Source organism: Faecalibacterium sp. AM43-5AT (assembly GCF_003603345.1).
Lineage (GTDB): Bacteria > Bacillota > Clostridia > Oscillospirales > Ruminococcaceae > Faecalibacterium > Faecalibacterium taiwanense.
On sequence record NZ_QVGZ01000002.1, the window covers coordinates 1 to 12264 of the forward strand.

Sequence of the window (12264 nt, forward strand, 5' to 3'; positions counted from 1 at the left end):
TACTCCAAGGGCTTGTTGTATAGTAGCCAGTCCAGTTCTGCCCGCTGTGCCGGGGAGTTACCGTATTCGTCCTCCACGGCGATGCATTCAATCGCAACGGCAGAGCCATCAGTGAACCGGGCTTCCACCCGGTTGGTGTCCATATTGTAGCGGCAGGAAAGCAGTTTGTTCATGCGAAAACCTCCTGTATGTATTCGTTGTTCGAATCCAGTTGGTCGTGTCCCTGCTCGTGTGAATTTAGGGCAACTGAATTCATCACGAGTAATTATGGCACATCCTTGCCAGTCTTTTGGTAGGTTGTACCAAAGGAAGGGCTTTGGCCGCGTGTGTCGGATGTGTTATATAGGTCGATTGTTTCTTTTCCCAGCGTTTCGGAAATTTCTTTGAGCGTCGAACTTTCCTTGCCGCCGAGGAACAGCATGGTGTCGCAGTTGCCGATGATGGTTTCTGCGGCATCCTTGTAGATGGTTTTCAGCTGGCTCTGCGACTGCAGGATGATGGATGCCGAGATCTCACGGCTGCGGATGGTGGCGATCAGCTTATCAAACTTTGGGATCAGACCGATGTTCGCAAACTCATCGAGCAGCAGCCGCACATGATACTTTAGCTGACCTCCGCATTGATCGTCTGCACGGTCACAAAGCAGATTGAAAAGCTGGGTGTACATAATGGACACCACGAAATTGAACGTATCGTCCGTATCGGAAATGATAACAAACAAGGCTGTGCGGCGGTCCCCCAGCAAATCCAGTTCCATTTCATCGTAGGCCATCAGGTCACGCAGCTCCGCAATGTCAAATGGGGCTAACCTGGCACCACAGGAAATAAGAATCGACTTAGCGGTCTTGCCAGAGACAAATTGTCAAGGACTTTTTAATCAAATTCACAGAAAACTCACAAAAGGTGCCAGAAGCACTGTATGGCTCCTGACACCTCATTTAACAGATTACATTTTTCCGTTCAGCAGGTCTTTGCAGAGATACGCATAGTCTGGCAGCTGGTTGATATATGGCTCCCAGAGCCGCTTGATTTCGGCTAACTCCAGCGGGTCGGCTGCTTCCAGTGCATGATCGTTGCCAGTCATATATAAAACATCCGTAGCAACATCATCCAAACACTTGCCGCAGAGATCGGCGGCAGATTCTATCCTGATACCGGTATCCACATAGACTGGATTTACGCCAATCGTCAGCCAGACATAGCCCACCTTGTCCGACCAGAGCAATTCAAAATCAGGGCTTTGCCGCAGATGTTCCGCAAAGACTTCCTTTACTCGCTCAATTTCATGTTTCTCTTTTTCTGTGTAAAGCATTTTCATGTCCTCCTTGACAAAAATTTTGGTGCGTACCATCATCAGTTTAGCACAAGGCGGCTTAGTTTATCAGTCTGTCACATCTGCTGAATTTCATTTTTGAGCATACGCTTGATTTTATCGCTCATGGTTTCTGTGCTGGTATTGCTGAAATGGACATGAACCTTGTAGGTCGTCTTGCCGATTTTCTTTACCATCGCTGGCGTGTTTTCCGGCGCTCTGGCCGCAGCAGCGGCGTCTGCCATCTGCATAGTACGGGGTTCTTTGTTCATAGCGCTCCTTTCTCCGAACGGGTCTGTGCCGCCCGGTAAAAAATCAATCGTGCTTACTGTTTACAATGTCTTTTGCTGCCTGTCGGGTGACACCGGCATTTTCTTCCCGGAAATTCTTCCCGTCAAAGAGGATCGGCGCACACCGTTCCAAAATACGGTCATAGATACGGGCGTGGGCCAGATCAGGCGGATTTTTCAGCTCGGACAGTTTCAAGTTTGTTGTGATAATCATGGGTCTTCGGCTGCGATAGCGGCTGTCGATGACGAAAAACATCTGCTCCATAGCATATTCGGTACTGCGCTCTACACCCAGATCGTCAATGATAAGCAGGTCATATTCGTCAAAGCTGGCAATAAACTCTGACCTGTCCTCAGAGAACATCCCTGTCAGGCGGTTCAGAATGGTGGGGAAGTTCGTCATCAGCACCGGCACATCCTGGTCAAGTAGAGCGTTGGCAATACATCCGGCGAAAAAAGACTTGCCGGTTCCCACATCTCCAAACAGTAAAAGCCCGATATTGCTCTTATATGCCTCTTTCCAGTTCTCCACATAGGCATGAGCCTTGTCCATCAATGGGTTTTGCCTGTTATCATTGGAAAATGTGTAGTCGTACAGATAACGGTCTTGCAGGCCCTGTGCCTTTCGGCGTTTGATACGCTCCATGCGGCGCTGCCGTTCTTCAGCAGCCTTGCGCTGCTCCTCAGCCTCCCGCTGGCACTGGCAGATGCAGTGCGGCATAAAGTAGCCGGATTTCCCGAAGCATGGCACAACGGTCTGCCTCTGGCCGCCGCATTTCTTACAGTGAATGAGCCCGTCTGACGGGTCTATATACTCGTCCTCAGCCAATTCCACACCGGCAGCTGCCTTGTCGATGAATGCCCGGATTTCTGCGGTAATCTCAATCATACAGTTTCATCCTCCTTTACGCTGTAATCCCGGTTGCGTGAGGGTGTGACCGTTTTTTTAGCGTCCTCACCGGCCCAACGCCGGATGGTCGCTGCATGGCTCTGATAACGCTTGCCAGTAGAAGCCATGTACTCGGACAGCTTTTCGATGTACTGTTCCCATACAGCAGGAAAGCTGACCTGCAAGTCTGCCAGTTCTTCATCCGTCAGGAAAACATTCTGGTAACGGCCATAGGTGTGGGAAGGGTGCCCCGTTTCAGGGCGTACCTTCTCTATCTCTCTCTTTATCTCTATCTCTTTCTCTAACTCTATCTCTATCTCTGGTGGACGAATGTCGGACAAATGTCCGCCACTTGTCCGGAGCGCAGAAAGAGCCTTATTTTGAAGCCTTGCAGCCCGCTTTCGCTCGGCCTCGGTAGAGGACTGGCCTATTAAAAGTTCGATGTTGCTCATGTAGAATGTGCCGCTGTCCAGCACTTCCACAAGACCCAGCTTCAAAAAGATCTGCAAGGCTCTCTCCACAGTGCCGATCTGCTGGCGGGTAATGGTAGCGATCATCTGCGCTGTGTAAGGGATGTCCTCGTCAAGCTGGAGCCGCCCGCCATGTTTCAGCGATTTCAGGTACAGCTTGAGCAGAATGTTGGAATACAGCACACCGTCCTGCATACTTTCCAGCAGCACGATGGAATCATCATCAAAATAGTTTTCTTTGAGTTTCAGGTAATAATATTTTCGATTGTCTGACATAGGGTTCCTCCTTAGGGGTTCTTTTGGGATTCTGTACGCATTTTAAGGCTATTTTAGGGGTCAGAGGATAAATCTATCAGACTGCCTTTGACACCCTCAAAAAAAGCCTTGATTTACAAGGGTTTTTCAGCCCCTAAAGCGTGACATTTCTCCCGTTGTTTCCGCTTGCGCTTTGCGGCGTTAATCCGCTTCATGCGTGCGGCACATTCCGGGCAGTATTTAGCCCGGTTAGAACCGGGGGTAAACAGCGCCCCGCATACGGCGCATTTCTTAGCATTCAGCCGGTGGAACAGCGCCGTTTCCAGTTCCTTATCCTGCGGCAATACCGCCGCCCGAAACCACCTGCACAACAGGGAGTAGGAAATGGACTGGACACAGATACATTCCTCCCCATCGTCCAGGGCGATACAGTTTCCGGCAATGTAGTTGCAGCACTCATGCACCAGTTTCCGCGCTCTGCGGTACTGGCGGTAATCCATGACAGGGATAGGTTCAGTCTTGTTGTTCTTCATAAATGATTTCTTTCATAAAGCAGGTAACCTCCTTGAATGAATTTATTGTTAAATATTCGTGCAAAGTATTGTTTTCTTCGTGCAAATGGCATATACTATAATTGCCAGCAGAAAGGGGTTGATCGTATGGCTGGAAATACCACAAACATCAGTATCCGCATGGACGCAGATTTGAAAGCGCAGGCGGACGCACTGTTTACGGAACTTGGCATGAACCTGACTACGGCGTTTAACATCTTTGTGCGCCAGTCGCTTCGTGAAGGCGGCATTCCCTTTGAAGTAAGGCTGGAACAGCCGAACAAAGAAACGGTTGCTGCCATGCTGGAAGCGGAAAGGATTGCAAAAGACCCGTCTGTAAAGGGCTACAATGACCTTGACGAGTTATTTGCTGACCTGAAAAGATGAAAGAAACCAAATATACCGTCAAGTACACGACCAGTTTCAAAAAGGACTACAAACGAGCCATCAAGCGTGGCTTGAAGATTGAGCTGCTGGAGCAGGTCGTAGCATTGCTGGCAATGGGCGAACCGCTGCCGGATAAGAACCGTGACCATGACCTGTCCGGCGATTGGGCAGGTCATCGGGAATGTCATATTCTCCCGGACTGGCTGCTTGTCTATCGCATAGAGGATGATGTTCTGGTGCTGACGCTGGCCCGCACCGGCACACACAGCGACTTGTTCGGCAAATAAACAGTCTGCCGCCGTATGGGGAAACCTGTACGGCGGTTTTTCTGTATGCAAAAGTATGTCGTGAAACGCGACGCACTTGACAGGGGTACGCCAAAACGCGGTAGCCTTTACCGCTCCGGCCCACGGTCGTGAGACTTGTCCCTTTCCTGTCGGGACAGCTGCTCGGCGGTTTTGCGGAGCCGTTCCACTGCTTTCAACTCCTCCCGCATGGATTTCATGGCAAGCGTGTCCGTCTGCTTTCCGGCGGCCAGCTGGTCGATTTCCCGCTGCCATGCCTTCGGGGTGATCCCCTCGCCGCTGTCTTTCAGTTCTTTCAGATACCGGGCTGCTGCATCATACAGGATCAGTTCCCGGCTGTGGCGCTGCTCAAACTGTTCCCGTTTTTCCGGTTTTACTTTGGCAAGCTGCTTGTGGATGGACTTGTACTGGTTGTACTGTTCCCACATCTCCCCGCGTTCGGTAAGAATGGCGATCCGGCGCTCAGCCTTGACGATCTTTCCCCGCAGGTCATAGTAACAGCTGTTCATATCAGCGATTTTTTCATGAAGCTGCTGCATAGACTGGATGCCGTTTACCTGCAAAAAGCTGAATAGTGCAGCGCTTTCCTGCAAAGCCCGGATTTTGCCGGTGCGGGTGCGGGGAGCGTTCAACTGCTGTTGGGCTTCCCACAAGGCGGTCAAGCTGCTTTGCTGCGTTTGTGGTTTTTCCGCTTCCGCTTTCGACCAGCGATAAAGACGGGTAATGCGAGCTTTGATTTCTTTCAGCAGCTTGTTGTCGGCGACGATCTGTCGGTTTACTTCCCCCTTGTCGGTGCGGATACCGCGCTTTTCCATTTGGCTGGCAGCTGGCCCCAGATGGACAGAGGGAATTTTATCAATGCCCTGCCGCTTGTAGCTGCGGTGGTCAATACGCTCCGGTCTACCGGCAGATTCCAGTGCCCGGTTGGTGTAGGCTGCCCACGCTGCCCGCCAAATCTCCACATTTCCTTTATCGTTCCAGTCGGTCGTATCCTCCCGATGATTTTTCCAGCCGCCTTTCCCATCCGGGATACGCTGTCCATTCTCGTCCAGATCGTATGCCTTGCGGCACTTTGCGCCCCACTGTCCATTTTCTTTCAACGGCCGGAGCGTCAGCATGATATGGACATGAGGGTTGCCGGTTCCCTTGTCATGGATAGCAAAGTCGGCGCACATTCCTTTGTCTACAAAGTTGTCCTTCACATAGGCACGCACAAGGGCAAGCTGTTGTTCGCCGGACAGTTCACGGGGTAAAGCTGCCTCAATCTCGCGGGCAAGCTGTCTGTCTCTTGCTTTCTCGATTTGCTCCACGCTGTTCCAGAGGATAGAACGGTCTGCAAATTCCGGCGGGGCGTGGGCAGGCAGCATGATCTCCGCATGGACAATGCCGCCTTTCCGGGTGTAGTCGTGGATCATTCCGTCCCATTCATTTGTCAGCTTGGTTCCACTGCGGTAAGCAGCTGCGGCAACGGCTGAACGGCCTGCGCTGCGCTTGATGATACTGACGGGGATATGACAGAAATCTATGGGGAACACCTCCTTTCAGTGAGGGGATAACAGGCTCTGTGGAGCCGGACAAACGCAAAGCGGGTGTTTGGCTGCGCAGAGCACACAAGGGGTTTGGGGAGCGTAGCTTCCCATCGCGGACGAAGTACGCAACGCCCCCGGCAGGGCGCACAGCACCGGCAACGGTGTATAAGTGCGCCCTTGTAAACAAGGGACTTATGGCATATCCCCGGATTTTGGCAGGTTTGCAGTCAATTCCGCAGCCCCCGGAAGATAGGACAGGGCAATCAGAAATGCTTTGACCTCTGTGCCGGAAAGGCTGGAAGCCAGCGGGAAAATCCCCTCCAAAATGGCTCCGCGCTCAATCAGGCGGCGGGTGCGAACCCTGCGTTCTTCGTTTCGTTGCTTGTTCTCCAAAATCTTCTTGCGGTTTTCAAGCTGCCGGATCTCCTTCAGGACTTCCTGCCGTTCTTCTTTTGGGGGTTGGGCTGTAATTTTTTCGTTCATGTCATGCACCTCTTTTCTTTGGAAACGCTTATAGATTGACCGTCCATTTCTGACGCGCAAAGTACCGGCGCAGCCTCCGCAGTGCAGCGTGGATGGATTTTCCCGCCTGTGATGGTGTGATACCCTCCATTGCGGCAATATCTTTCACTTTCATACCCAGCATATAGCGGGCGTGGACACGGCGAGCCTGCATAGGCGGCAGGGAAGAAATGGCTTCATACAATCGCCGTATCAGTTCTTCGTATTCGGCTAATTCTTCTTTTTCTATCAGATGATCCTCCGGCGATGGCTGCGCCCAGCCGATTGCAGCATTTTCGATTCCATCGTTACAATCGAGGGAGTAAAACGCCTTATACCGGAACATCTTGCGTTCTCTGGCGGCCTCGGCTCTCTTATCCAGAAGAAACGCTTCGACGATCTCATCGGACACCTCCACAAAAATGTCCTCTTTGCAAAATGGATAATATTGTTTGAGATTGATGGTCTGCATAGGCACGCCCTCACTCTGTTTGAAAAAGGTCATCATAGCAGCGGCGCATATTCCGCAGACCCCGACGGATGGAAACGCTGACCTTGCTGCTGTGGACGCCCTCTCTCCGGGAGATTTCCGGCTGCTTGATACCGGCAATGTAGTAGGCGTGAACACGGCGGGCCTGTGTCGGAGTGGCATGAGCCAGAGCCACCGGCAGAGCTGCTATCAGGTGCAGGCGGGTGGTCATTTCTTCTCGTTCCAGCAAAATATCTTCCGGCGATCTGCTGTGTTCCAGTGCGTAATTTTCCAGCCAGCTGTATGCCTCCAGAGAGTAGTAGGCGCGGTGGTAGACTTTCCGACGCTCATAGTTCTCCATCTCCCGCTGGGCCTGATACATCGCTGCCCATACCTCGTCCGTAACATCCACAAACTCGTCATGCCGGTAGTGGGGATACATCCACCGCAGATTGATTGTTTTCATAGGCTTACCTCCTGAAAATCGGAGAGGCGGGCAGCTCGTCCGCTGTCCGCCCCTCGCTGAGATAAGGGAAATGATCCCTTTCACTTGGTAGCCAGAAAACAGGTCATTCGTTAAGCCTGCTCTCAAAGAAATTTATAAATTTTTTTCTGACCGCCTCCACACTTTGATACACAGCCACTTTGGAGCAGCCGCACAGCACACCGATCTCTGCAAGGCTCAGCCCGTCAAGCGCATAGAGCAGGAACCGGCGGCGCTGGGCCTCGGTACAGGTGTCCAGAACTGCCATCAGCTCATGTAGCGTTTCCATGCGGCAAAGGTATTCTTCCGGCGTTTCGCCGTAGGCTCCTACACCCTCGGTGGTAATGATGTACTCGTCAAACTCCCGGCCATCCCAATGCCGCCGCTGTTCATGGAACAGGTTCTCCGTTTTGTGATCTGCCCGATCAAGAAATTCATAGACTTCCAGCGTGACCTCCACGGCCACAGCTTGTCCGTTATAATTGATGGTAACTTCCATCTGTCCTTCCTCCATTCAGACTTTTTTGGGAAAATCTGAATGGGGTGGTGGGGCGCGGCACCGGGGATAAAGTTCGGGCCATGCTGACCCGATGTTCCGGCTCCATAGGGACAAAAAAGCGCCCGGACGGCATAAAGCCATACGAGCGTCATGGAATATATTTTGCTGTTTAATTACATGGTATAGTGCATACTTCTGACCGCATTGCTCCGCTGCTGGGAACAGGCTTTTTTTAGCTGGTGCAGGTCATGGGTACTGTGAAAAAAGGCAAACATAGACACGGCGGCATCCTCCTATGTGCCGCCGTGGATTTACACGGTGTTAGGTCGTCGTTGGTTTAGGATAAACGAAAAGAAACGGCGGCTCTGAAATCAAAGCCACCGCTTCATAGGCGCGTGGAAATGTGTCTGCTTTACGACGGCTTTTTTTCTTTTGCCGTCGTCCGGCAGAATGTTACTCCATATTCAATTCAATGCTTCCAGTGAAATTTTCACATTCAATGCCGATATAGTTTCCACCTTCAGGGAGTGTAATTGTATCACTATATGTTCCGGTTGTTTCAAGCAAAGTGACTTCTTCATCAGCTCCAGAAATCCAAAATACTTTTGCAGTTCCATCCGTAACCTCCAGCGCGCAGTCAATAGACAGATCCTTACCCGCTTCACGCTTTATGGAAGTTCCGCCGAACAAATACTCTGTATCTGAAAAATCCTCATAGTTGGCTGTATAGCTTCCTGTATAATCATCAATTCCTTTTTCTTTCGTACCTTGTAAGGATGAATTTCCGGTAAGTGCTATGGAACCAGCAGACTGAACAATATTGTTATACTGATCGAGAACTTCATCTTTTGTACAACCGGAAAGCACAGAAGCGCCCAACAGTATCAAGCATAATGATAGAACTATTTTCTTCACAGGTATCACCTTCCTTTCCTGCGTACAGCACGCTTTCCTTTTCCCTTGGAATTTGCCTGTTTACGGGATTTTATTTCTTTTTTGTTACTGGACATCAGTAACAACAGCACCGCCCAGAGAACCATGATGCCAACCCCAATGACTGCCAGCAAAGGATTCGGGGCTGTGGTTGTTCCGGCATATCCACTCATGTCAAAGCCCACTAAAATCAGCGCAGCAGAAAACGGATAGATGCTGGCAAGGATACCGCCTTTGAAGAACAGCATGCTATATCCAAGGAAAAACGCCAGAATGGAACCTCCCAGATATGCCCCTCGGATCTGCCCAAAAATCAAGATCAGCGGCATACAGACCAAATAGGTCGTCAGAGCTGCCAACACGATCTGTGTACCTCCATGAAAAAACACTTCCACTGTCAGTCCCGATAATCCAACCGTCAATCCAGTAATCAAGGTAACGCCAACGCTGTATATTCCCAGCAGGACTGCAAAAATCCCGACCCAAAAGAGCTTAGCTCCCAGCATTTTCGGCATGGAAACAGGAATTGTCATGATGTTTTTCAGCGTATCATGGGTGGATTCTCTGTCAATCAGCCAGCTGCCAATCATCACCAGTGAAATCGGAAAAAACATCTGCGTATTGCCCCAGACAACATTCTCAAACAGAGTGGAAAAATCATAGTTTGGATTTCGGTACTCCGCCTCCACAATCAGCTGGCTCCCATATTGCACCAACGGACAGAGTGCAAGCGCCACCAGCCCCACCCAAAGTATTTGGCACCGGCGTAGCTTGAGCAATTCTGCTTTTAATAAATTCCACATAATTACACCCCCTTAGATTTCCTGGCGCCGGTAAACCAACGCAATCAGCGCAAGAAATACAACGGCTTCCCCAACAATCACACCGAACACCTGAACACCATTCAGAAAATACGGACTGATCCGTTCCAACAAGTCTGCCAATTCCGCACTGGTCTGGCTTTGGTCATAAAATTGGAAGGTCCAGCGGAAAGCCAGCGGTCCCGGAAACAGGGTTCCGATATTCAAACCAAAAGGCTGTGTGAGGAACGCATCGCTCATCGAAAGGATATAATTTGCAGTCGTATAGAAAAAGGTAATCACGACCGACACGATATAGTTTTTATTAAGAAGAACAACGAGCAGGATACATGGAAGTGCGCCTACCCACATAATCAGCCCTTCTTCTATCCCAACGCCAAACAAGGTCCAAAACCCAACCGGCTCCCAGCCCTGAAACAGCAAAACCGCAAGATTTACCAATCCTCCAACTGCCATAAAGCCAACGGCAAACAATAGCAAAACCAGCATCTTGGACAGCACCAACTTGGTTCTGTTTATCGGTATGGTAACAAGGTTTTTTAGTGTGTCATTGTCCAGCTCCTCAAACAGCAGATTGGAAGCCAGTATCACAAGGAGCGGCATCAAAAGCAAATAAGCACTGAGCTGGAACAGGCTGGACATCACTCCATTTACAGCATCCACATCAGTGTTTACATCTGCCAGAAAGAAAGCATAAGCCAATGGCATGAAAACAGAAAGCAGCAGAGAAATAAATACCAAGGGCTTCCGTTTTAATTTCAAAAATTCGCATTTGATTAGTTTAAGCAATTCCTTCGCCCCCTGTCACACGCTTGAAGTAATCTTCAAGACTTTCTTCACAAGTATGCGCCTCCGATACCTCCAATCCGTTTTCTACAAAGGCAGTTACAATTTTCCCCACAGGCAGATCAAGGTTGTGCAGGCGCAGATTGTGGTCGTCCTGTATGGAAAAATGGTTTTCATGGAAATTGCGTTCCAAAATTCTTGCCGCCTGTGCAGTATCAGAGAGTGTAAACCGGATATGCTTACTGCTTTTTTGCTCCAGTTCAGCAAGGCTTTCTTCTTCCAGCAATGCGCCGTGGTCGATAATTCCAATATCGTCAGCCAGCAAGGAAATCTCCGAAAGAATGTGACTGGAAATCAAAATGGTTTTTCCTCTTGCGTCGCAAAGCTCCCGAATAAAGGAGCGTACTTCTGCAATACCGATAGGATCGAGACCGTTGATCGGCTCATCCAAAATTAAAAGTTCTGGATCGTGCATAACGGCAAGGGCGATGGCAAGCCGCTGCTTCATACCAAGAGAATACTGTGAAAAGAGCTTTTTATCTTTGTAAGGCAGTCCTACCAGATCCAGAGCATCTTTGATGGCATGATTGTTTGGTACGCCCCGCAGGGTAGCAAAGATACGCAGGTTCTCTGTGCCGGTCAGATTGGGATAAAAGCCGGGAGACTCAATCAAGCTACCAATACGGGGCAGCAATTTCTTTTCATTCCCCTGCAAGGGTTTCCCCCAGATTTTGACCTCCCCGGAAGTCGGCTTCGTTAAGCCCAACAGCATTTTCATGGTAGTGGTTTTTCCGGCTCCGTTTCTGCCCAGCAGACCATAAATTCTCCCACGCTTCACATGGATATTTAAGTCAGCCACACTCTTTTGTGAGCCATATTGCTTCGTCAGATTTTTTGTTTCAATGATGTAATTTGTATCCATATTCAAAACCTCCTGTTCTGTAAGGTATTCTATCACGCCAACCTTGCATTAACCTTGCCGCAACCTTGCATTAACCTTGCAATTTGAAATCCGGCAAAAATGACAAAGGTTCCCGCCATAAAGACGGGAACCCGCTTAAATCTCCAAAGGAAAAAGCAACATAAATTCAGTTCCTTCTCCCGGAAAGCTTTCAACTGTTATGCTTCCACCCATCTTTTCTACAAGCTGATGGACAATAGAAAGACCAAGTCCGCTTCCTTTTTCGGAGCGTCCTTTATCACACTTATAAAGCCGTTCAAATATGTGTTTCAAATCGTCTTTCTCAATTCCTACTCCATTATCCGCCAGCAGCAGCTCCATGTTATTTTCCTTCTTTGACAGGACAATTTTGATTTTGTCTGCATGGCTGTGAGCGATTACATTTTGAATGAGATTGTTGACGATCCTCATATAGCTGTCCATATCCAATCTTACCCGGACAGGCTGTTCGGGAATATCAATGTCATAATCAACCTGTTTATCCTCAAAAATCGGTATCCAGTCAATCAGGATATTTCTTGTCAGCTCTGCGGCCTCAACGCTCTGGATTTCCAAAGCAAACTCATTGGAATTTAACTTGAACCAGTCAAAGAGCACATCAATATATTCTTTCAGATCATGGGCTTTCCGTCGGGCGGTTTCAATATAATCATCCCGGTCTTTTCCTGTGACCAGTCCTTTGTGTGCAGCGTCAAGATACCCAATCAGAGTGGTAAGGGGTGTCCGAACATCATGGGAAAGGCTCGTCATAAGCTGGCGGTTGGTTTCTTCTGTCTGCCGTACAGTTGAAAGTCTGCTTTCATAGGACACAACAATCTCATT

At 49.6% G+C, this 12264-nt stretch carries 18 protein-coding genes and 1 pseudogene; 2 read left to right on the forward strand and 17 right to left on the reverse strand.

Annotated features, from left to right (window positions below; translation table 11 throughout):
- The 7 genes and pseudogenes from DW937_RS15150 to DW937_RS03870 form a co-directional block, all read right to left on the reverse strand.
- Positions 1–173, reverse strand: a 173-nt coding sequence (locus tag DW937_RS15150) for a DUF6061 family protein (protein ID WP_165852879.1), incomplete at its 3' end; no start/stop codon positions are given.
- A gap of 101 nt (positions 174–274) precedes the next feature.
- Positions 275–853: pseudogene (locus DW937_RS03845) on the reverse strand (TraM recognition domain-containing protein); the annotation flags it as partial.
- Positions 854–946: 93 nt separating this feature from the next.
- Positions 947–1312, reverse strand: coding sequence for a hypothetical protein (locus DW937_RS03850; protein ID WP_014080225.1), 366 nt, complete (start codon positions 1310–1312; stop codon positions 947–949).
- Positions 1313–1389: 77 nt separating this feature from the next.
- Positions 1390–1584, reverse strand: a complete 195-nt coding sequence (locus tag DW937_RS03855; protein WP_005933543.1) for a transposon-encoded TnpW family protein — start codon at positions 1582–1584, stop codon at positions 1390–1392.
- A 43-nt stretch (positions 1585–1627) separates the two neighbouring features.
- Positions 1628–2491 (reverse strand): ATP-binding protein, encoded by an 864-nt coding sequence (locus DW937_RS03860; protein ID WP_005933545.1) that lies wholly within the window; start codon positions 2489–2491, stop codon positions 1628–1630.
- The gene (locus DW937_RS03865) at positions 2488–3237 is read right to left on the reverse strand and encodes a phage replisome organizer N-terminal domain-containing protein (RefSeq protein WP_005933547.1); all 750 of its coding nucleotides are present in this window, start codon (positions 3235–3237) and stop codon (positions 2488–2490) included. The genes DW937_RS03860 and DW937_RS03865 overlap by 4 nt, the downstream gene beginning before the upstream one ends.
- Positions 3238–3350: 113 nt before the next feature.
- Entirely contained in the window at positions 3351–3749 is a 399-nt protein-coding gene (locus DW937_RS03870; RefSeq protein WP_005933550.1) for a cysteine-rich VLP domain-containing protein, read from the reverse strand.
- A 126-nt stretch (positions 3750–3875) separates the two neighbouring features.
- Here DW937_RS03870 and DW937_RS03875 point away from each other — a divergent pair, with 126 nt between their 5' ends.
- Entirely contained in the window at positions 3876–4154 is a 279-nt protein-coding gene (locus tag DW937_RS03875; protein WP_005924829.1) for a type II toxin-antitoxin system RelB/DinJ family antitoxin, read from the forward strand.
- Entirely contained in the window at positions 4151–4441 is a 291-nt protein-coding gene (locus DW937_RS03880) for a type II toxin-antitoxin system YafQ family toxin (RefSeq protein WP_002596328.1), read from the forward strand. The genes DW937_RS03875 and DW937_RS03880 overlap by 4 nt, the downstream gene beginning before the upstream one ends.
- Before the next feature lie 107 nt (positions 4442–4548).
- Here the strand turns inward: DW937_RS03880 and mobQ are convergent, their stop codons facing one another.
- From mobQ to DW937_RS03930, 10 genes are all read right to left on the reverse strand, one after another.
- Positions 4549–5994 (reverse strand): MobQ family relaxase, encoded by a 1446-nt coding sequence (gene mobQ, locus DW937_RS03885; RefSeq protein WP_120120196.1) that lies wholly within the window; start codon positions 5992–5994, stop codon positions 4549–4551.
- Between the two features lie 186 nt (positions 5995–6180).
- Positions 6181–6471, reverse strand: a complete 291-nt coding sequence (locus tag DW937_RS03890; protein ID WP_118722154.1) for a DUF3847 domain-containing protein — start codon at positions 6469–6471, stop codon at positions 6181–6183.
- Between the two features lie 28 nt (positions 6472–6499).
- Complete coding sequence (locus DW937_RS03895; protein WP_035394327.1) at positions 6500–6961, reverse strand: sigma factor-like helix-turn-helix DNA-binding protein; 462 nt, start codon at positions 6959–6961, stop codon at positions 6500–6502.
- Positions 6962–6971: 10 nt separating this feature from the next.
- Positions 6972–7424 (reverse strand): hypothetical protein, encoded by a 453-nt coding sequence (locus DW937_RS03900; protein ID WP_005933558.1) that lies wholly within the window; start codon positions 7422–7424, stop codon positions 6972–6974.
- Positions 7425–7527: 103 nt separating this feature from the next.
- Positions 7528–7941: a sigma factor-like helix-turn-helix DNA-binding protein gene (locus DW937_RS03905; protein ID WP_035394329.1), complete on the reverse strand. Its 414-nt coding sequence runs from the start codon at positions 7939–7941 to the stop codon at positions 7528–7530.
- 453 nt (positions 7942–8394) lie between these two features.
- On the reverse strand, positions 8395–8856 hold the full coding sequence (locus tag DW937_RS03910) for a hypothetical protein (RefSeq protein ID WP_038259777.1): 462 nt from the start codon (positions 8854–8856) through the stop codon (positions 8395–8397).
- A gap of 5 nt (positions 8857–8861) precedes the next feature.
- A complete protein-coding gene (locus tag DW937_RS03915) occupies positions 8862–9677 on the reverse strand; it encodes an ABC transporter permease (protein WP_002596321.1) in 816 nt (271 codons plus the stop codon).
- Positions 9678–9689: 12 nt separating this feature from the next.
- Complete coding sequence (locus DW937_RS03920; protein ID WP_002596320.1) at positions 9690–10484, reverse strand: ABC transporter permease; 795 nt, start codon at positions 10482–10484, stop codon at positions 9690–9692.
- A complete protein-coding gene (locus DW937_RS03925; protein WP_002594743.1) occupies positions 10477–11403 on the reverse strand; it encodes an ABC transporter ATP-binding protein in 927 nt (308 codons plus the stop codon). Before DW937_RS03925 ends, DW937_RS03920 begins: the two co-directional genes overlap by 8 nt.
- Before the next feature lie 135 nt (positions 11404–11538).
- A partial coding sequence (locus tag DW937_RS03930; RefSeq protein ID WP_243111421.1) for a HAMP domain-containing sensor histidine kinase occupies positions 11539–12264 on the reverse strand: 726 nt, incomplete at its 5' end.

Coding starts and splice junctions, on each gene's coding strand:
- DW937_RS03850 (WP_014080225.1), bottom strand. CDS start 1,312: ATGCTTTACACAGAAAAAGAGAAACATGAAATTGAGCGAGTAAAGGAA.
- DW937_RS03855 (WP_005933543.1), bottom strand. CDS start 1,584: ATGAACAAAGAACCCCGTACTATGCAGATGGCAGACGCCGCTGCTGCG.
- DW937_RS03860 (WP_005933545.1), bottom strand. CDS start 2,491: ATGATTGAGATTACCGCAGAAATCCGGGCATTCATCGACAAGGCAGCT.
- DW937_RS03865 (WP_005933547.1), bottom strand. CDS start 3,237: ATGTCAGACAATCGAAAATATTATTACCTGAAACTCAAAGAAAACTAT.
- DW937_RS03870 (WP_005933550.1), bottom strand. CDS start 3,749: ATGAAGAACAACAAGACTGAACCTATCCCTGTCATGGATTACCGCCAG.
- DW937_RS03875 (WP_005924829.1), top strand. CDS start 3,876: ATGGCTGGAAATACCACAAACATCAGTATCCGCATGGACGCAGATTTG.
- DW937_RS03880 (WP_002596328.1), top strand. CDS start 4,151: ATGAAAGAAACCAAATATACCGTCAAGTACACGACCAGTTTCAAAAAG.
- DW937_RS03890 (WP_118722154.1), bottom strand. CDS start 6,471: ATGAACGAAAAAATTACAGCCCAACCCCCAAAAGAAGAACGGCAGGAA.
- DW937_RS03895 (WP_035394327.1), bottom strand. CDS start 6,961: ATGCAGACCATCAATCTCAAACAATATTATCCATTTTGCAAAGAGGAC.
- DW937_RS03900 (WP_005933558.1), bottom strand. CDS start 7,424: ATGAAAACAATCAATCTGCGGTGGATGTATCCCCACTACCGGCATGAC.
- DW937_RS03905 (WP_035394329.1), bottom strand. CDS start 7,941: ATGGAAGTTACCATCAATTATAACGGACAAGCTGTGGCCGTGGAGGTC.
- DW937_RS03915 (WP_002596321.1), bottom strand. CDS start 9,677: ATGTGGAATTTATTAAAAGCAGAATTGCTCAAGCTACGCCGGTGCCAA.
- DW937_RS03925 (WP_002594743.1), bottom strand. CDS start 11,403: ATGGATACAAATTACATCATTGAAACAAAAAATCTGACGAAGCAATAT.